The following is a 17,957-nucleotide window of genomic DNA, read 5'->3' as shown; positions in this document are numbered from 1 at the left end:
TGCCAGGAATATGACAAGTCCGAATTTCTTGATAGATCGTCTTGCACGGATGTGCGCGTACGGGCCCCGCGCCACCGCCTGTTGACGAGGGAGAACGATCGTTCTACCTTGTGGCCATGAACAAGGCCGGCACCGATACCCACCAGAAGATCCTGGCCACGGCCGAGGCGCTGATCTACCAGAACGGGATCCACGCCACCGGCATGGACCTGCTGGTGAAGACCTCCGGCGTGGCGCGGAAGAGCATTTACCGCCACTTCGAGAACAAGGACGACGTGGCCGCTGCCGCGCTGAGTGCGCGCGATGTGCGCTGGCTGGCCTGGTTCCGGCAGGAGTGCGACAAGGCTGATACCCCGGAAGCACGCATCCTCGGCATGTTCACCGTGCTCAAGGGTTGGTTCCAGTCCGAGGGCTATCGTGGCTGTGCGTTCATCAATACCGCGGGCGAGGTCGGCGACCCTGCCGATCCGATCCGGGAGATCGCGCGGAATCACAAGCAGAAAGTGCTCGATTACACGCTGGAACTTACCGAGCAACTGGCGGTGGAGCAGCCGGCGGACCTGGCCCGTCAGCTGCTGGTTCTGATGGAAGGCGCCATCACCCTGTCGCGCGTGATGGGTGATTACGACGCCGCAGACACTGCGAAGGATGTCGCGAAGCTGTTGCTGGAACAGGCCAAGCGTTAGCGCCTGGGTACGCCAGATCGCTTGAAGCAATCCGTGTATCCATCTCGATTGGAGGTCTCCCCGTGTCCGCAGAACAACCCCGTCCGCCGCTTCCTCCGTTCACCCTTGAATCGGCCACCCAGAAAGTGCGTCTTGCCGAGGATGGCTGGAACTCCCGCGATGCCGACAAGGTGTCGCTTGCCTATTCGCTCGACACCCAGTGGCGTAACCGCGCCGAGTTCACCAACGGCCGGGAAGAAGCCCGGCAGTTCCTGGCACGCAAATGGAACAAGGAGCTCCAGTACCGCCTGATCAAGGAGCTCTGGGCCTTTACCGAAAACCGTATTGCTGTCCGTTACGCCTACGAATGGCACGACGACTCCGGCAACTGGTTCCGTTCCTATGGCAACGAAAACTGGGAGTTCGACGCGGATGGCTTGATACAGCGCCGCTTCTCGAGCATCAACGATTTGCAGATCAAGGAGAGTGACCGCAAGTTCCATTGGCCGCTGGGGCGTCGCCCGGATGATCATCCGGGGTTGTCGGAGCTGGGTATGTGATTCCCGCTTGGGCGCCATCCCAAGCGCGCTCAGGTACGATGGGGTGGCCGGCGTCTGCGCCGGCCGGGCAGGGGATGCAATGGACATGCAGGCAGGGGGCGGATTCGATCCGTCGGCAAAGACCGATTCGCAGGAACTGACATTCCACTGGCTCTACCAGCGGGTGCAGGGACTGGTTGAGCACAGCATCTACCCCAAGGCGGGCAGGGTGGAGACGTGGGCGTTTCGCATCGGCGTGGGTGCGGCGATCATCGGCATTCTCATGGGTCAGCTTCCGGATCGATGGCTGCCTCTTGGCGTAGTGCTCCAGGTGGTTGTTGCCTGCCTGGCAATCGAAATCGGAGGGTTCATTGTCGGTGGCGTACTGGCCGCCCGCAGGGGCATTCGCCAGTTCATCCAGCCGCGGCTCTCGCACGCCCGGGAGATGGATGAAGACTTCGCTCACTGGCAAGCGGTGGTGACCGAGCTTCGCGGATTCCCGCGCGTCCAGCGCGAGCGGCGACTCAAGTTCGTCAGCACCTTGCGCACAAACATGATTGAGCGCATGGGCATGATGTATGGCGGCCTGCAGCGGCTGGGACCATTCCCGCTGTTGATTGCCCTCTACCTGCAGTTCCGCGGATGGAAATGGGGCGACTGGGCGGGCGCTTTCAATGTTGGCCCGCTGGGTGCACTACTGATCTTCGCCATGGTGCTGCTGTACCTGCTGGGCTGGATGCTGATCGGCCTTCGCACCAGGCTTGATACCTACGTTGCCTTGTTGGAGGGCTCCATCCACGAACCCGAGCCCTCCCAGCCAACGCCTTTGTAGCGTCGGGCCATCATGTTCCTCATGCTGAGGGACAAACAGGACTGTGAGTCATCCAGTGAGGCATACGCATGGCTCAAGAGTGCCGCGCTGTGGCTGGATGCAGCCGATTTCTTCGGGCTTGCTGCATCATGTTCGTACATTTCGCCGACTTCACAGATCTGTACCCCGCAGATGGGCATAGTGGCCCCTCGGTAGTGTGAGCGCGTCCATCCAGCCACGGGATTTTCCCGAACGCCAGGAGGTCACTGTGCCAAGTTGTGATGAAGGAATGAAGTTGACGCGCCGGCAGGTGATCGCCGGCGGCGTCACGACCGTGGCGATGTCCGCCGCACCGGGGGCATCATCGCTCGCCGCCGAACTGGCGACGCCCCCGCCGCCCAGGCCGCCGGTCATCAGCACGGTGGCCTTGACCGTCAACGGCAAGCGGCGGGAACTTGAACTGGACACCCGGACCACGCTGCTCGATGCCCTGCGCGAACATCTGAAGCTGACCGGCACCAAGAAGGGCTGCGACCACGGTCAATGCGGTGCCTGTACCGTGCTGGTCAACGGTGAGCGCATCAATGCCTGCCTCAGCCTGGCGGTGCAGCACCAGGGCGATGCCATCACCACCATCGAAGGCCTCGGAACTCCCGATGACCTGCATCCGATGCAGGCCGCTTTCATCAAGCATGATGGCTACCAGTGCGGGTATTGCACGCCGGGGCAGATCTGTTCGGCGGTGGCGGTCCTGGACGAGATCAAGCGGGGTGTCCCCAGCCATGTACAGGCGGACGTCAGCGCACGGCCCCGGGCCACCAACATGGAAATGCGCGAACGCATGAGCGGCAACCTCTGCCGCTGCGGCGCCTATTCCAACATTGCCGAGGCGATGGCAGAGGTCGCTGGCGTGACCTCTGCAGGGAGGCGCTCATGAGGGCCTTCAGTTACGAACGCGCGAAATCCCCGGCCGAGGCCGCCAGGGCCGTCGCCGGTACCGAGGGCGCGAAGTTCCTGGCCGGAGGGACCAACCTGCTCGACCTGATGAAGCTGGAGGTCGAGACGCCAGCGCACCTGGTCGATGTGCAGGACATCGGCCTGGACAGGATCGAACCCACCGACGAGGGTGGCCTGCGCATCGGCACGCTGGTCACCAATACCGCGCTGGCCTCGCATGAGCGTGTGCGCCGCGACTACGCGGTGCTGACCCGCGCGATCGTGGCAGGCGCCTCCGGGCAGTTGCGCAACAAAGCCACCACCGGCGGCAACCTGCTGCAGCGCACGCGCTGCCCGTATTTCTACGACCCCAATCTGCCCTGCAACAAGCGCCTGCCCGGTTCCGGCTGCGGCGCACTCGAGGGGTTCTCCCGGCAGATGGGCGTGATCGGCACCTCGGACAGCTGCATCGCGACCTATCCGGGCGACATGGCGGTGGCCCTGCGGGTGCTGGACGCCTCGATCCAGACCGTCAGGGGTGACGGCAGTACGCGAAGCATCCCAATTGCCGATTTCCATCGTTCCCCCGGCGACAAGCCGCAGCAGGACAACGTGCTGCAGCGCGGTGAGCTGATCACCCACGTCACGCTGCCGGAACCCCTGGGCGGTCGGCACGTGTACCACAAGGTGCGGGACCGCGCGTCCTATGCGTTCGCACTGGTGTCGGTCGCCGCGGTCGTGCAGCGTGACGGCTCGGCGCGGTTCGCCTTCGGTGGGGTCGCGCCGAAGCCGTGGCGCGTCGAGGCAGCCGAACCCCTGCTGCGCGACGGCGTAAAGGCCGCGACCCGGCAGGTGTTCGCCGGTGCCCGTCCGACGCCGGAGAACGCGTTCAAGATCGCGCTCGCGGAGCGCACCCTCGCAGCGGTGCTGGTGGAAGGAGAGCGCTGATGCCCCTTGAATTCAACGCCCCCGCCGGCGACAACCTGTTCGACAAGGCCAAGGTCGTCGGCAAGTCGACGCCGCGCATCGACGGCCCACGCAAGACCACCGGCACCGCTCCCTATGCCTACGAGCGCCATGACGTGGCGCCGAACCAGGCCTACGGCTACATCGTCGGCGCGGGCATCGGCAAAGGGCGCATCATTTCGATGGATGCGTCCCGCGCACGTGCCGCGCCCGGCGTACTGGCGGTCATCACCGCACCGGAAACCAAGCCGGTCGGCGCATCGAGCTGGAACAATGCACCGTTGTTCGGCGGACCCGAAGTGGCCCACTACCACCAGGCCATCGCCTGCGTGGTGGCAGAGACCTTCGAGCAGGCCCGCGCCGCCGCGGCGTTGATCCGTACCCGCTACGAGCGCGGCAAGGGCCGCTTCGATTTTCCCGCACTGGCACCGTCCGCGCCGCTGGCAAAGGGGCGTGACGGCAAGCCCGACCGGCAGGCGCTGGGCGATTTCGACACCGCCTACGCGAGCGCCGCGGTCAAGCTCGACGAGACTTATCACACCTCCGACGAAAGTCATTCGATGATGGAGCCGCACGCCACCATCGCCGCCTGGGAGGGCGACACGCTCACGCTGTGGACGGCGAACCAGATGATCGACTGGGCCAGGCAGGGCATGGCGGCGATCCTCGGCATCGATCCTGCCAAGGTGCGCGTGGACTCGCCCTATATCGGCGGCGGCTTTGGCGGCAAGCTGTTCATCCGTGCCGACGCGGTGCTGGCCGCGCTGGCGGCCAAGCAGGTCGGGCGGCCGGTGAAGATCGCGCTGCAACGCCCGCTGATGCCCAACAACACCACGCACCGGCACGCCACCCTCCAGCGCGTGCGGATCGGCTGCGGAAAGGATGGCCGGATCTCCGCCATCGCCCATGAGAACTGGTCGGGCAACATCAACGGCGAGGACGGCGAGAACGGCACCCTGCAGACGCCCAAGCTCTATGCAGGCGCCAACCGCCTGGTGGCCAACTACATCGCCACACTCGACATGCCCGAAGGCAATGCGATGCGCGCACCGGGCGAAGCACCGGGCCACATGGCGCTGGAAGTGGCGATGGACGAAATGGCCGAGAAGCTGGGCCTCGACCCGATCGCGTTCCGCATCCTCAACGAGCCCGAGGTGGTACCCGGCGATCCGTCCAAGAAGTTCTCCGACCGCAACCTGGTGCGCTGCCTGCGCGAAGGCGCGGAGCGCTTCAACTGGAACAAGCGCAACCCCAGGCCGGCGCAGGTCAGGGAAGGGGACTGGCTGGTCGGCATGGGCGTGTCTGCGGGCTATCGCGGCGCACCGACGATGAAGTCGGCGGCGCGGGTCCGGCTTGACGGCCAGGGCGGGGTGATTGTCGAGACCGACATGACCGACATCGGCACCGGCTCCTACACGATCATCGCGCAGACGGCAGCCGAGACCATGGGCGTGCCGCTGGACCGGGTCCAGGTGACCCTCGGTGACTCCCGTCATCCCGCCTCCGCCGGTTCCGGCGGCCAGTGGGGCGCGGCAAGCTCGACCGCGGGCGTGTACGCGGCGTGCGTCAGCCTGCGCCGCAAGGTGGGCGAGAAACTGGGCTTCGACGGCGACACCGCAGACTTCGCCAATGGCCGCATCCAGGCGGGTGGGCGGACGATCAAGCTGGCGGAGGCGGGGACACTGTCGGCGGAGGACGGCATTGCCTTCGGCGACTTCAAGCAGGGCTACGACGTCGGCACCTATGCAGGGCATTTCTGCGAGGTCGCCGTGCATGCCTACACGGGAGAGACGCGCATCCGCCGCATGCTTGCCGTATGCGATGGCGGCCGGATCCTCAATCCGCTGTCTGCACGCAGCCAGGTCATCGGCGGGATGGTGATGGGTGCGGGCGCGACCCTGATGGAGGAGCTGGTGGTCGACAAACGGCTGGGCTTGTTCATCAACCACGACCTGGCCGGCTACGAGGTTCCCGTGCATGCCGACATCCCGTACCAGGAAGTGGTCTTCCTCGACACGCTGGATCCGGTGATCTCGCCGATGAAGGCCAAGGGTGTGGGTGAACTGGGCATCTGCGGGGTCGGCGCCGCGATCGCCAATGCGGTCTACAACGCAACCGGCGTGCGCGTGCGCAACTATCCCATCACCTTGGACAAGCTGCTGCCCGGCTTGCCCGACGTGGGCTGACCCTTGCGCATGGACCGACCCGCAGCCTCACCCGCGCTGGAAGCTTCAGCGGCAGGCGGAGGGGAGCCCGGCGATCTTGCCGAGGACCTGTCCGCAGCGCCGGGCTTCCTCGCCGAAGGCAGCCCGCGCGGCGTACTCGAGACGGCCTTGACGTGCGTGCGCGCGGGGGAGCACGCCGTGCTCGCGCTGGTGCTGGAAACCGATGGCTCCACCTACGCCGGTGCCGGCGACATGGTGCTGTTCTGCAACGGCAGCCAGGTCGGCTGGCTGAGCGGCGGATGCCTGGAGCCGGAGCTCGCGCGACGCGCGGAGCAGGTGAGCGCGGCAGGGCAGGTCGACTGGATCGAGATCGATACCCGCAGTGACGACGACCTGTTGAGTGGGTCCGCGCTCGGGTGCCGCGGCCGGCTTCGGATTGCGCTTCTGCCGTTGCGTGCCATGACCGGCATCGATGCCGTGATCGAGGCTTGGTTGCGCGAGGGCGTGTCACTCCAGCGCGACTTGCGCACGTCGGGGCAGGTCATTTTCCGTGCAGGCCATCGCGAGCAGGCATGGCAGCTGCATCCGATGGACGGGGCGCAGTCCTTTGGCGAGGGCGCATGGCATTTGCCGTTGCCCCGGCTTCCGCGGGCCCTGGTGTTGGGGGGCGGTCCCGAAACGCCCTCCCTGGTTCCGTTGCTGCGGGGCCTGGGGTGGCGGGTCAGCGTGGCCGAACGGCGAGCGCGCTGGGCCTCAGTCGGGCAGTGCGCGGATGTGCATCTTCAGACCAGCCCGGCCGAGGCCCTTCATGGCGACCCGTGCGACGCGGTACTGGTGATGCATCACGATTTCGAACTGGACCGGGAGGCGCTGGTGGCCCTGGCTGATACCAACGTCGCGTTCATTGGACTGCTGGGTCCGCGGCGAAGGCGCGAGGACCTGTTCAAGCTGCTGACACCGGATCAGCGCCACTGCCTGTCCCCGAGACTTCGATCACCGGTCGGCCTGGACATCGGCGGCCGAGGGCCCGAGGCGATTTCGCTCAGCATCGCCGCGCAGCTGCAGCAATGGCGAAGCGCGCACGGCAGGTGACTGACGCGCATACGGTCGTCGTGCTGGCTGCCGGCGGGAGCACCCGACTTGGCCAGCCCAAGCAGCTTCTGACCCGGCAGGGCGAGACCCTGGTACATCGCGTGGTGCGGTTGGCGCGGGAGCTCGCGCCAGCGCAGGTCCTGGTCGTGGTGGGCGCGAACGCACAGGCCGTGACATCCAGTATTGCCGGGCTGGACGCCACTCCGGTAACCAACCCCCACTGGGAACGCGGCCTGGCGAGCAGCCTGCAGGTTGCCGGCGCACACCTGCTGCCCACGGTGACTGCGGTGATGGTCGTGGCATGCGACCAGCCCGCAATCGAGCGCTCCCATCTGCAGGCGCTGCTTTCGGGTGCCCGCGCCTCGGCGTCGGGGTGCGCCGGCACCCGTCATGGAGACGCGCTTGGCATTCCTGCAGTTGTGCCGCGTGCATGGTTCAACTCTGCGGGTGCAACCGGTGACCGCGGCTTTGGAGCGCGCCTGCGGCAACTTCCCGTCGATACGGTGCATGTCCTGCAGGCACCGGAACTGGGCCTGGATATCGATACGCCAGAAGATCTTGCGCGTGTGCGCGATGCGGGCTGGATCGATGCCGGGAGGTGACTCGCATGATCACTGGGCCAATGCCTGTCGCGCAGGTGACGAGCGGCAGGACCGCAGCCCGAACCCTCGCTGCCCGCAGCCCTGTAGAGTGAAGCCATGCTCGACTACGGCAGGCCACATCGCGCCCCATCAGGCACATCACCAGCAAGACTCTGCAGCACCCGATCCAACAGAACAGGCTCCGGCACGCCAGCCAGTACCTGCTCCAGGTAATCCAACGGCTCCAACTGCCATTGAAGCAACGCACCAAGCTGCACAACGGCGGGTGCCCGCTGCTTCGCGTCCAGTGGGACCTGCAACAGCAGATGTTGCGAGCGCCTCTCCAGCCACAGCACGGGTATGCCTCGGCAATGAACCTGGAACTCGGCATCCCGATGCCGCTCAACGAACTGGAAGCCCTGCGGTGGCCGAGCCTCCACGAACTGCATCGCCTGGCGGCGCAGTTGTGAGAATCGATCATCGTTGATGCTTTGGAACGCGACAGGCGAGGGCACCGGCGGCGCCGGCCACTGCGCCTGTGCCGCAACCACCACCACAAGACAGAGCGCGTTGGCCGCCCAGCGGCACCACGCCACTCAGCCCTCCGGATGCAGTCGGGTACTGGCGTGTGCGGTAAGGCCGATTCCGGCCATGATCAGCCCCTCCATCACGCGCGGGCCAACGTATTGCTCCAGCTCGCCGTTCTCGCGGGCGCGCTGCGCGGCCAGCAGGATCTCCAGCACCACCCGAAGGCCCGCCAGCGAGCAGTCGGTATCCGCCAAGGCGATGCGTCGACCGGGCATCTGATGGCGTTCAGGCCACGGCTGGCCATCGGAGGCGACGCCTGAGCCGATGCTGTGCAGCAGGGCGATGAGGGTGTTCGGGTCCAACGCGGGGCCGTTGGCGGGCGCATCGTGGATCGGGTGCGGGGCAGGGGAGTGGGTCTGGGTCATGGCGGGGCTCCTTGCGTGCATGCAGAAGCCGCCACCGATAAAGGTGGCGGACGATGCGTGGCTCGAAATCCGGTACGCGACTAGGCCCGGTGGGCACGAGGCCCCCACGCACCGCCCGCCATAGCCGGCCGACGGATTGCCAGCCGGCACCACAAAGCGTGGTGCCGGCTGGCAAGCGCAAACTACAGTCGCGTTACCGGGATTTCGAGCCCCGACCACCGATGTATTGGCGGCGCGAAAAGGAATACGCCCGGTTGCGTGCGATGCCAATGCAGTAAGGCCGATGACGTCACCACTTTCAACATTTTCAGAATCGTTGCATATGGCGCAATGAAGCTGGAGCCTTGCGCTGCAATGCTATCGGCGATGTCGGTGGTGCAAGTCTGCCGACTGTCGGCATCCGCCCGGCGAGGCTGTGAGCGAGGCGGATGCGACAGGTTTGCCAAAGGCCGTCAGGCGTCAGTAGCCCTTCAACGCGGCCTTAGTCCGCTCCAGCCATGTGGCATTGTGGCTCCGTGCGTGGCGCGACCAATGCTGGGCATCGTCGATGATGCTGGCGAACAGGCTGCGGGCCTGCTCGCGATCGTCGGGTTGCGGCTGCGCCATCAGCCATTCGGCGTAGAGGCAGCGAGCGGCCGCATCGTTTCCGCACTCCACCGCGCGCTCGAATGCGGCGCGGGCTCCGGGGGCTTGCGCGGTTGCCAATGCCTGCGCGTACAGCAAGGTCTGTTCCGGTTTGCGGCGCACGTCCGGGTGGCGTGCGAAGAGGCCGTCCAGCGTCTCCACCGCAAGCGCAGCGTGCCCGGACTCGAGGCGGGCACGGGCAAGGCCGGTCAGGATGTAGGCATCGTCGCCCAGCGGCGAGCTGGCTGCCTGTTCAAGCAGGCTCCTGGCTTCCTCGGCCTGGCCGGCATCCAGCAGCGTCATGCCCAGGCGAACCCGATTCTGCACGGTGGGCGTGCGCGCCAGTTCGGCACGGGCGTTGCGCAGGTCCTGGCCCGGGTCCATGAGCTGCTTGGCGGAACGGACGACCTGTCGGGCGCCGCGTGAGTGACGGACTTCAGGGAAGTAGATCGCCAGGAAGTAGACGACGCTGCCGAGTAGCGGGAACGAAAAGAGCAGGATGAGCCAGTAGAGGCTCTGGCCTGAGCGAATGGCGTGCACCGCGAAGTAGATGGCCGCCAGTACGTGGAGTCCGATTCCGATGTAGGGCATGTGCGCCGCCTCGTCCTTGTGAGGGGTGGAACTATAGTGGGGGAGGGGTGGGGCGCCAATGGGCGGGGTGATTTGGCGTGACGCGTCACGTTAATGGGGGGTGGATTCTGCAGGACTGGGCGCTGCATGCCACTATGTGGCGGGGCTGCATCGATGGAAGGGGATACATGGAACGTACGCAGAAGACGCTAACGATGGCCGATGTTGCTGGATGGGGTTCGGCGCTCGTCACGTTCGGATTGATTCAAGGGGCCTTCTATTTGAAGGCGTATTGGGGGCACTTCGGCCTGGATCCCTTTCAGTTTGTTGCGGTGAGTGAGCTTGCGCTGGCAGGGCTTGCGGGGATCGGCATGGTGTTGTTCTTCATACTGATTGCGCTGCTGCTTGGAGGGTGGGTCGAAGGGAAAGTGACGGCGAGTCCGTCCCAAGCCAACCTGCTGATGTGGCTGACCCTGGCTCTTTGTATTGTCGGAATGGGCGCTTTGATTTGGTGGTCCAATGGCTGGCCCGTTTTGATAGGTGTGGGGCTGACGGGTATATGTGCAATGGCAGTACGCCTGTCCCCAGTGTTGCCGGCCGCCGTGAAGGACTCGCCGTGGCTGGCCTATGCGCTCGTAATGATTGTCTATGTCCCGATCTCGTCAAACTGGCTTGGCTTCGAACGCGCCAAGGCGATTACTTCCGGCAGCAGCAAGTACACGGTCAATGTGACTATTGATGAGAAGGTCCAGCGCAATCTGAGCTTGGTGGGGCGCTTGGGGGATAGCTATGTGCTTTGGGAGCCGGTCCAGAAGGCTGCAGTTCTTGTGCCAGTGGACAACGTGAGTAGGCTGGAGATTGCGCAAAAATCCGTTCTGCCTGCCAAATCAGTTCAGTCGCGATAAGGGATTTTATTGGGAGTGTCGAAGACATCATTTCCTTGTTTCAAGCCGACTGCGCTGGTACGGGGAATAGGCCAGAATCAAGGCTTGAGATCGCACTTGGCCGACGACCCCACTGACTGATGGCATTTCCCGTTGATGAACTCTGCAATGGGTGACAATCTAGCTGGAACTACCTCAGGCCTCAAACGGATGATCGAGTCAACTTGTTGGCGGCAAGAGCTGCGCGCAGAAGTGCTGTGGCTTAAGCGGCATCGAAATTATCGAAGATGGTCCGAGAAGCAGCTGGTCCTGTATGAACGCCGTCTAATGCTAGTAGCCTTCCAGGTCCGCTCCTTGCTTGAGCGCTCTAAGGTCAACGATTGTGCTCGAAGCGTTCGACTACCTGCAATTCGCTGCAAAAAGATCGGCATCGAGCCATTCACATTTTTAGGCGCAGGATTCCCGGAAGATCAATTTGATATTGCGAACCCTGAGGCTGTTGACCTAGGCGTTCTCGACGTTTGCAATCAGCTTATTCACTACTATTGGATGCAGACATGGTCAGAGGGCACTGAATTCAAGGGCATGCTCGTCTTCTCCGACTACATGCGGCACAAGTGGGCCTACGAATTCTTGATCGAAGACCTTATATGCATCTTCAGCGTATTTGCTGATGAATCGTCTGCGGCCACCAGTATCGGCTTTGAGTGGAACGATAAGAGGCAAGACTACGTGACTCACTTCGCTCGTTGATGGCGAATGGCACGGAACCTAGCCATTGCTCCGCAGCATCTCTTCTTTACGCACCTTTAAGGCAATAGGCTCTTAGCTGGGCAGGGAAGTCCTGGCCGGGCAGGGGGTTAGCAATATCTATCGGGGCAGGTAAGGGGCTCTGCCGAACCGTAGCAGACAGGCCACTCTGGGGTCTCGAGGCGATCGGCGTTTTGGGGATGAGCGCCTATCGCGCCCTTGAGGAATTTATGGCGGCGCGTCCTGGCTATCTTTTGTTGCAATGAAGGCCTGACACGCGATAGTTCGACCGAAGGGTTACGTCATTCACAGAGAGGGGGCGATGATTAAATCTATAGCCATAGAGAACATTAGGGGCATCAAGGACTCCACGTTTCAACTCGACATTATTCCTAACAAGCCGTCACTCCTTGTCGCTCCAAATGGATTCGGCAAAAGCTCGCTTGCCGCGGCGTTCGCCGCGCTCAAGACCAAGAGGTTAGAGCTTCCAAAAGATCAGATCCACCTTGGAGATGAATCGCTCGCCCCAAAACTGACCCTCACAATTAGGAAGAATGGCGAAATTTCCACCCTCGTTGCAGATGGGGGCTGCAACGGAATTGCGGCATCCTTTGATGTCCATGTGATCGCCAGCCGCCTTCGGGCGAAGGTCACCAAGCACAACTTAGGCAGGTTCACGACCGCAACAGCGTCACTGGATATCAGCGACTTGGTGCTGGTCCAGACGATTCCCGCCAAGGCAAAACACGCCTACGACGTAATGGAGATGCGCACTCGCTTTGGGCCATCCGGCAAGGCCTTCCAGAACCTCAGCAAGACACTCGGGAACCCAGCGCTAGCCGACGGCTTGATTGATCTGTATGGCGTGATGGACAAGATGACGGGCGTTCGCATTCAAAAGGACATTGAAGAGGTGACTGCATTGCTTCAGGCTCAGGCCGGAACCGTCGACGAAATACGAGCATGGGCTAGTGATGCCCTCGCGCTCCGCCTTGAAGCGATTGACGCCGTCAAGGCGTTGGCTGATCTCTTGGCGATGGCCGCCGGCCCCGCCCAAGCCCGTATCGACGCTCTGCTCTCGGGCCTGCAAGTGGCGCTGACCTACCTGGGTAACAAGAAGGCGTTCAAGGAAGCGTGCAGGTATCTCTCGTATGTCAACGAAAAGGAGAGCTTTGACGACATCATCAAGGCGTTCGGTTCCACATGGAAGAGGGTCAGGCCTGCTGAGCGCAATGGGAGTCTCGTCGTCTCTTTCCCGCCAGCCCTGCATATATCTAATGGCCAGCGTGACTCTCTGTGCTTTGCGGCGGAGCTGAGGAAGATTGAGCGATCCATCTCGTCGCGCGACATCATCCTCGTCATTGACGAGGTGTTTGACTACCTGGACGACGCCAATCTCGTAGCGGTCCAGTACTACATCACCAGGCTTATCAAGAAGGTTCGCGAGAAACAAAGGAACATGTATCCATTGATTCTTACGCACCTGAATCCTTACTACTTTAAGAACTTCACGTTCGCTAGTCAGAAGATCTATTTCCTAAAGAAGTCCAAGCCGACCATCAACAAGGACTTTCGCGCCCTTATCGCAAAGCGTGAAGATCCATCCATTAAAGAAGACATTAGTCGCCACTATCTGCACTATGATCCGTCGCCGGTTGACGTAACGGCACAGTTCCAGGCTCTCGGCCTGAAGGAGTCCTGGGGAGATTCGAGCGCATTTCATGCTTACACAGAAGCGGAGTGGAACAAGTACGTCAACGAATCGGACAACTATGATCCATTTGCGGTCTGCTGCTTTGTTCGTGTCAGAATTGAGAAGATTGCCCATGACGCGATCCAAGGTCAGGCTCAGAAATCGGATTTCATCGACAAGTTCATGACAAAGAAGAAGCTGGATTTTGCCGTCGAGAACGGTGTCGACGTTGACGACACGATCTACCTCCTGGGAATTATCTACAACGAGGGCATGCACATTCACGAAAACGTAGATGACAGTAGCCCCATTGTTTCTAAGCTGGAGAATCGGACCATTCGCCATATGCTCATCGAGAGCGTAAGGGAGTAAGCCGCTCTTGTGCCTGACAGGCGGCGAGCGACAGCTAGGCCAGATCTTCGGGAAGCAGCTCGCGGCCTTCGGGCGTGATCAGACGATCACCGAGGAAAGAAAAACCGGCCCAAGGGCCGGTCAAGTCGATACGGTGGCGCGGGGTCAAACTCAATCATGCCGCGATCTCATCCTTGACCGGGGACTGAGGGCGCAGGCAAGAGCCGAGCCAGGGCCCAGCCATTGCCACTCGGAGCCGACGAATCGTGCCAAGGCCGATAAGACATTTCGCATAATGTATATTATGTTCAGACGGGAAGCCGTTGTGAGCTTCTCTTACCTCAGACACCGCCCTGCGGCGGCATGTAACCGTCCCGATCCTGGCGATTACGGCTCTTGATCGAAGTTCCCCTCACTCTACCGCTCCTGCGCCTCTGCTGGGCTGGCCGCCGAGCACCCGAGACCCCGTTCAGCATGCCTGCCGTGGCCGTGCGAGGGCTGCGCCCGTCCGGAATAGCTGCTTGCGGCGGCTTGATACCGAGACTTCGGGGGTTCCAGTCGCGCATGCGCGTGGCCCTTTGCGTTCAGGACCAAGGATTTCGGGCGCCCCGCGACCATCGCCACCCGATGGCCGTGATGCGTCACGTTAATGCCGACGCCCCGCGCTCCCGTCTGTCACGGATGAGCGCGGCGCCGCCTCAGAACACAAAGCTGCAGTTGACCGACACAGTCGTCGCTGCTGGTGTGACATCCCGCCTCAGAACGGTGCGATTGGCCGATACGCTCAACCCGACTCGAGGTGAAAACGCGTAATTGCCGCTCACGCCCATCTTCAAGGTCCGCTGGCCGTTGTCTTTCCATACGCCGCCGGAGCCGCTCCTGCCGCCGTACGCGTAATTGGCATCCATCGACAGCCAGACCCGCTCACCCACATCTTTGCTCAGATGCAGATCCAATCCGTAGAGCGGCTTCTGCTCCAACGCAGCCTCTCCTGGCCTTTCCGCATCACCATAGAATTGAACGTTGCCGTTGATGGCCAGCAGTGTCCCTTCAGCCAGAGGCAACCCATAGGCCAACTGAGGCTTGTAGGACCAGCGGTTTTTCCCCAGATTCAGGATGGAATCCCGGGCATAGCTGCCCGTGGGCGCGGTCACGCCCACGGACGCGGTCAGGTAGGCGCCCGCTTCCCAGTCCCGGAATTCCTGCGGCGTGAGCGCAGGCGCCCCGAACACGTTGACCAGGAAGATCCCGGTGGCATCGCCCATACCGGAGGCGGATGTGCGTAGCGGTGTGCCACCGATACCGCCGGTTACCTTGCCATAGGGTGCCAAGACCTGGATGCCCGCGATGCGGTCGCCCAGAGCGAAGGTGCGCGCATAGCGAATGATTCCCAGCTGGGATTCAATCCGGGCGCCATCGACCGGAAGCGAGGGGTCGAACGCGATTTCGTTGCGCGCATACGTGTAGTAGACGAACAGCAGGTTGGTATCTACTGGCACGTTCTCCCAATCGCGCGCTCCATCGGCGCGCGCATCGGCATTCATCCCGAATGCCGCAAGCGCAACGGCAAATGTGGCCAGAGGACGGAGGTAGGAGTTCATGGGGTCACGATGTTGAACATGACATCGAACGTTTCCACGTTCGCGAACAGGCTCTCGACTGCGGATCGCTTGCCACGCAGCTTCACGGCCGGCCCGGCCAGCAGCTCGCGCGCCGGCTGTGCGCCCATGACAAGCTGGTTGAGTGTGCTCCGGGGAAGCTCCACGGTCGCATCTGCCTGGTCCTGGTCAGCGAGGGGCCGATAGGAGAGCGCGCCCGACCGCAGCGTCACCAAGTAGCGTTCCTTGGATTCGGGAATGATCCAGGCAATGCTGGCGTTCCCTGCCCTTGCAGCCGCAGGCCCGTCCAGGCGTATGGCGAGGTAGTCGAACAGCATGCCGACTGTCATGGCCTTCAATACGTCAGGTGACGCGGTGGTAGCACCGCCCTTCGGTACGCCATCGCGCAGTTCAAGTGCTCCCATCAACATGGCGTTGCGCCATGTGCCCGCCTCGCTCTGGTATCCCATCTGCTCCAATGCGTCGGCCAGGAGTGCGCGTCCTTCGCGCGAATCCGGATTGGCGAACACGATGTGCTTGGCTACTTCAGCGACCCAGCGATAATCACCCTGGTCAAAAGAACGCCGTGCCTTCTCAAGTAATGCCGATTCGCCGCCCATGAAATCAACGTAGCGCCGCGCGACGTCCGACGGTGGCAGCGGATTCAGATTGGCAGGGTTCCCGTCGTAGTAGCCGAGATAGCGCTGGTAGACCGCTCTCACATTGTGTGAAAGCGTGCCGTAGTACCCGCGGCTGTACCAGCGCTTTCCCAGCGGCTCGGGCAGTTCTTTCAGGGTGTCGGCAATTTCCAGTGGCGTCATGCCGCGGTTGGCCAGCCGCAATGTCTGGTCGTGAATATACCGGTACATGTCCCGCTGGTCGGACAGGAACGTGGTGATCTCCGCCCCGCCCCATGTGGGCCAATGGTGCTGCGCGAACACCACATCCGAACGGGCGGCATAGCGGCTGATGGTCTGGTCCAGATACTCCGACCAGACTTTCGGATCCCGAACCTGGGCGCCACGAATGGTCAGCACGTTGTGCTGGGTTCTCGTTGCGTTTTCCGCGATGCCGAGGGCGCGATACTGCGGCACATAGATATTCATCTCCGCTGGCGCCTCCGTGCCTGGCGTCAGCTGGAACTCGAGCTGCAGGCCATCAATCGTCACGCTTTCCACCGCCTGCCCGGTGGAGCCGATGATATCGGTTGGCGCGATCAGGCTTACAGTACCGCGCGAGGTCGTTTTGCCCAAGCCTGCACCCACCTGGCCTTGAGCCCCCTTGGGCAGCAGCGCGCCGTACATGTACTGCGCGCGACGGGTCATGGCATTGCCGGCATAGACGTTCTCGGAAACTGCATGTTCCATGAAACCTGCCGGCGCATAGATCCGCACGCTTCCCCGCTGGACGTCACGCTCGTCGACGACTCCCTTCACGCCCCCGTAGTGATCAACATGGGAGTGCGAGTAGATCACTGCCTTGACGGGCAGTTTCCCTACATGGGCCCGATAGAGATCCAGCGCCGCCTTGGCCGTCTCCGTCGAGACAAGGGGGTCGATGATGACCAGGCCTTTGGCTGTCTCAATAATGGTCATGTTCGACAGGTCCAGTCCGCGCACCTGGTACACGTGGTCGGTCACCTTGAAGAGTCCTGCTATGCGGTTCAGGCGCTCCTGCCGCCACAGGCTGGGGTTCACGGTAGCCGGTGATGTTTCATCCTGCAGGAATGCGTAGGAGTGCATGTCCCATATGACTTGCCCCTTGTCGCCACGGATGATCCCGTCAAACGGCGCGATCAATCCGCGATTGGCCGAATCGAAGTCTGCACGATCACTGAAATCGAGCTGGGAGAGCACACGACGGTTGATGTCTTCGGTAGCCCTGCTCGCGCTTGCAGGCGGGGGGCGCTGCGAAGTGCCGGTACTGGAACCCAGTGCAGTGCCGGAGTCGAGCAGCGTGGAAGCCATCAGGATGCCCAGGACACATCCACGAGGCATGCGCGCGCCGTTGTTCATCTTTGCGTTCCTTCGATTGACGTTGGCCGAGTGATGAGCTTTCGATGAAGGGAGCGACCTACATCGGAAGTCGCTGGCGCTGCCAGCGAGTGTCGCGAAGGGCCGAATTATTGATGCAGCTGGCGTGATGCCGGCGTCAGCGGGAGCCTTGAATCTCAGCGCGCCACGTTGGCCACGCCAACCGCACTTTTTTGTGACGCCGCCCTGTTCCCGCTACAGGAACCGGTGCATCACAAAGACGTCCACCAGCCCCAATTCCCGGTGCCGGAACGCCTGTGGCAGCGTCCCCACTACCGCAAACCCCAGCTTCCGATACAACGCCACGGCCGGGCCATTGGTACTGACCACGTAATTGAACTGCATGGCCAGGAACCCTTCCGCCCTCGCCCGCTCCAGGCTGTGCTCCACCAGCGCCCGGCCCACACCTTGCCCTTGTGCCGGTGCATCCACCACATACGTGGCGCTGGCCACATGCGCCCCCAGATCGGGGTAGTTCGGGCCCATCTTGTACATGCCCACCACACGGCTCCGCAGAACGGCCACATAAGGTGTCTGCGGCAGGAGCCAATGCGCGCGAAACGTTTCGACCTTGAAAGAACCGCCAAAAGGCAGCGCATCCCACGTCGCAACCGCTGCCTTGAACATGCCCCACATGGCGTTGAACTCACTTTCCCTGGCCGGTCGAATTTCCATGCGACTCCACGTATCCGAGCTGGTGACCAGGCCGGACACTACCAGAATCAAGCCTCCGCCCCGTAGCCGCT

General features: G+C 62.6%; 18 protein-coding genes. 11 read left to right on the top strand and 7 right to left on the bottom strand.

All coding sequences use genetic code 11. The annotated features are described in order from the left end of the window. The first annotated feature begins 116 nt into the window (after window positions 1–116). The 8 genes from G370_RS0105550 (at window position 117) to G370_RS0105515 (ending at window position 7,776) form a co-directional block, all read left to right on the top strand. A complete protein-coding gene (locus G370_RS0105550; RefSeq protein ID WP_019659697.1) occupies window positions 117–686 on the top strand; it encodes a TetR/AcrR family transcriptional regulator in 570 nt (189 codons plus the stop codon). Between the two features lie 62 nt (window positions 687–748). Further along, complete coding sequence (locus G370_RS0105545; protein ID WP_019659696.1) at window positions 749–1,225, top strand: nuclear transport factor 2 family protein; 477 nt, start codon at window positions 749–751, stop codon at window positions 1,223–1,225. Window positions 1,226–1,304: 79 nt separating this feature from the next. Further along, window positions 1,305–2,036, top strand: a complete 732-nt coding sequence (locus G370_RS0105540) for a hypothetical protein (protein WP_026346983.1) — start codon at window positions 1,305–1,307, stop codon at window positions 2,034–2,036. Between the two features lie 268 nt (window positions 2,037–2,304). Continuing rightward, window positions 2,305–2,952: an aldehyde dehydrogenase iron-sulfur subunit PaoA gene (gene paoA / locus G370_RS0105535; RefSeq protein WP_019659694.1), complete on the top strand. Its 648-nt coding sequence runs from the start codon at window positions 2,305–2,307 to the stop codon at window positions 2,950–2,952. Then, on the top strand, window positions 2,949–3,899 hold the full coding sequence (locus tag G370_RS0105530) for an FAD binding domain-containing protein (protein WP_019659693.1): 951 nt from the start codon (window positions 2,949–2,951) through the stop codon (window positions 3,897–3,899). The genes paoA and G370_RS0105530 overlap by 4 nt, the downstream gene beginning before the upstream one ends. Further along, on the top strand, window positions 3,899–6,103 hold the full coding sequence (paoC, locus tag G370_RS0105525; protein WP_019659692.1) for an aldehyde oxidoreductase molybdenum-binding subunit PaoC: 2,205 nt from the start codon (window positions 3,899–3,901) through the stop codon (window positions 6,101–6,103). Before G370_RS0105530 ends, paoC begins: the two co-directional genes overlap by 1 nt. A gap of 9 nt (window positions 6,104–6,112) precedes the next feature. Further along, window positions 6,113–7,174 (top strand): XdhC family protein, encoded by a 1,062-nt coding sequence (locus tag G370_RS0105520; RefSeq protein WP_019659691.1) that lies wholly within the window; start codon window positions 6,113–6,115, stop codon window positions 7,172–7,174. Further along, window positions 7,150–7,776 carry a nucleotidyltransferase family protein gene (locus G370_RS0105515; protein ID WP_019659690.1) on the top strand — a complete coding sequence of 209 codons (627 nt, stop codon included), beginning with the start codon at window positions 7,150–7,152 and terminating at the stop codon, window positions 7,774–7,776. The genes G370_RS0105520 and G370_RS0105515 overlap by 25 nt, the downstream gene beginning before the upstream one ends. 104 nt (window positions 7,777–7,880) lie before the next feature. On the opposite strand, the gene G370_RS0105510 is transcribed toward G370_RS0105515, so the two are convergent. From G370_RS0105510 to G370_RS0105500, 3 genes are all read right to left on the bottom strand, one after another. Continuing rightward, on the bottom strand, window positions 7,881–8,351 hold the full coding sequence (locus tag G370_RS0105510; RefSeq protein ID WP_019659689.1) for a hypothetical protein: 471 nt from the start codon (window positions 8,349–8,351) through the stop codon (window positions 7,881–7,883). Beyond that, window positions 8,352–8,708: a hypothetical protein gene (locus G370_RS0105505; protein WP_019659688.1), complete on the bottom strand. Its 357-nt coding sequence runs from the start codon at window positions 8,706–8,708 to the stop codon at window positions 8,352–8,354. It lies immediately after the preceding gene. A gap of 459 nt (window positions 8,709–9,167) precedes the next feature. After that, window positions 9,168–9,923, bottom strand: a complete 756-nt coding sequence (locus tag G370_RS0105500) for a tetratricopeptide repeat protein (protein WP_019659687.1) — start codon at window positions 9,921–9,923, stop codon at window positions 9,168–9,170. A gap of 167 nt (window positions 9,924–10,090) precedes the next feature. Between G370_RS0105500 and G370_RS0105495 the strand changes: the two genes are divergently transcribed. From G370_RS0105495 to G370_RS0105485, 3 genes are all read left to right on the top strand, one after another. After that, window positions 10,091–10,807 carry a hypothetical protein gene (locus G370_RS0105495; protein WP_019659686.1) on the top strand — a complete coding sequence of 239 codons (717 nt, stop codon included), beginning with the start codon at window positions 10,091–10,093 and terminating at the stop codon, window positions 10,805–10,807. A 135-nt stretch (window positions 10,808–10,942) separates the two neighbouring features. Beyond that, window positions 10,943–11,539 (top strand): hypothetical protein, encoded by a 597-nt coding sequence (locus tag G370_RS1000000121815; protein ID WP_220095891.1) that lies wholly within the window; start codon window positions 10,943–10,945, stop codon window positions 11,537–11,539. Window positions 11,540–11,858: 319 nt separating this feature from the next. Next, entirely contained in the window at window positions 11,859–13,601 is a 1,743-nt protein-coding gene (locus G370_RS0105485) for a hypothetical protein (RefSeq protein ID WP_019659684.1), read from the top strand. A 34-nt stretch (window positions 13,602–13,635) separates the two neighbouring features. Here G370_RS0105485 and G370_RS1000000121210 read toward each other — a convergent pair whose 3' ends face one another. The 4 genes from G370_RS1000000121210 to G370_RS0105470 all read right to left on the bottom strand — a co-directional run bounded on the left by G370_RS1000000121210 (window position 13,636) and on the right by G370_RS0105470 (window position 17,886). Beyond that, window positions 13,636–13,725, bottom strand: a complete 90-nt coding sequence (locus G370_RS1000000121210; RefSeq protein ID WP_241874059.1) for a DUF3653 domain-containing protein — start codon at window positions 13,723–13,725, stop codon at window positions 13,636–13,638. A 553-nt stretch (window positions 13,726–14,278) separates the two neighbouring features. Beyond that, window positions 14,279–15,181 carry a transporter gene (locus G370_RS0105480; RefSeq protein ID WP_019659683.1) on the bottom strand — a complete coding sequence of 301 codons (903 nt, stop codon included), beginning with the start codon at window positions 15,179–15,181 and terminating at the stop codon, window positions 14,279–14,281. Beyond that, a complete protein-coding gene (locus G370_RS0105475; RefSeq protein WP_019659682.1) occupies window positions 15,178–17,193 on the bottom strand; it encodes an alkyl/aryl-sulfatase in 2,016 nt (671 codons plus the stop codon). Before G370_RS0105475 ends, G370_RS0105480 begins: the two co-directional genes overlap by 4 nt. 213 nt (window positions 17,194–17,406) lie before the next feature. Beyond that, window positions 17,407–17,886: a GNAT family N-acetyltransferase gene (locus G370_RS0105470; protein WP_026346981.1), complete on the bottom strand. Its 480-nt coding sequence runs from the start codon at window positions 17,884–17,886 to the stop codon at window positions 17,407–17,409. Between the last annotated feature and the right edge of the window lie 71 nt (window positions 17,887–17,957).

Origin of the sequence: Stenotrophomonas hibiscicola ATCC 19867 (genome assembly GCF_000382065.1) — a bacterium.
GTDB lineage: Bacteria > Pseudomonadota > Gammaproteobacteria > Xanthomonadales > Xanthomonadaceae > Stenotrophomonas > Stenotrophomonas hibiscicola.
Note: the sequence above shows the minus strand (reverse complement) of the source record. Positions and strands in the feature narration are given on the sequence as shown.

What these genes read in the sequence shown, in the direction of transcription:
- paoC (WP_019659692.1), top strand. Translation starts at nt 3,899, where the DNA reads ATGCCCCTTGAATTCAACGCCCCCGCCGGCGACAACCTGTTCGACAAG.
- G370_RS0105495 (WP_019659686.1), top strand. Translation starts at nt 10,091, where the DNA reads ATGGAACGTACGCAGAAGACGCTAACGATGGCCGATGTTGCTGGATGG.
- G370_RS0105480 (WP_019659683.1), bottom strand. Translation starts at nt 15,181, where the DNA reads ATGAACTCCTACCTCCGTCCTCTGGCCACATTTGCCGTTGCGCTTGCG.
- G370_RS0105550 (WP_019659697.1), top strand. Translation starts at nt 117, where the DNA reads ATGAACAAGGCCGGCACCGATACCCACCAGAAGATCCTGGCCACGGCC.
- G370_RS0105485 (WP_019659684.1), top strand. Translation starts at nt 11,859, where the DNA reads ATGATTAAATCTATAGCCATAGAGAACATTAGGGGCATCAAGGACTCC.
- G370_RS0105515 (WP_019659690.1), top strand. Translation starts at nt 7,150, where the DNA reads ATGGCGAAGCGCGCACGGCAGGTGACTGACGCGCATACGGTCGTCGTG.
- paoA (WP_019659694.1), top strand. Translation starts at nt 2,305, where the DNA reads ATGAAGTTGACGCGCCGGCAGGTGATCGCCGGCGGCGTCACGACCGTG.
- G370_RS0105475 (WP_019659682.1), bottom strand. Translation starts at nt 17,193, where the DNA reads ATGAACAACGGCGCGCGCATGCCTCGTGGATGTGTCCTGGGCATCCTG.
- G370_RS0105505 (WP_019659688.1), bottom strand. Translation starts at nt 8,708, where the DNA reads ATGACCCAGACCCACTCCCCTGCCCCGCACCCGATCCACGATGCGCCC.
- G370_RS1000000121815 (WP_220095891.1), top strand. Translation starts at nt 10,943, where the DNA reads ATGAACTCTGCAATGGGTGACAATCTAGCTGGAACTACCTCAGGCCTC.
- G370_RS0105520 (WP_019659691.1), top strand. Translation starts at nt 6,113, where the DNA reads ATGGACCGACCCGCAGCCTCACCCGCGCTGGAAGCTTCAGCGGCAGGC.
- G370_RS0105500 (WP_019659687.1), bottom strand. Translation starts at nt 9,923, where the DNA reads ATGCCCTACATCGGAATCGGACTCCACGTACTGGCGGCCATCTACTTC.
- G370_RS0105530 (WP_019659693.1), top strand. Translation starts at nt 2,949, where the DNA reads ATGAGGGCCTTCAGTTACGAACGCGCGAAATCCCCGGCCGAGGCCGCC.
- G370_RS0105540 (WP_026346983.1), top strand. Translation starts at nt 1,305, where the DNA reads ATGGACATGCAGGCAGGGGGCGGATTCGATCCGTCGGCAAAGACCGAT.
- G370_RS0105470 (WP_026346981.1), bottom strand. Translation starts at nt 17,886, where the DNA reads ATGGAAATTCGACCGGCCAGGGAAAGTGAGTTCAACGCCATGTGGGGC.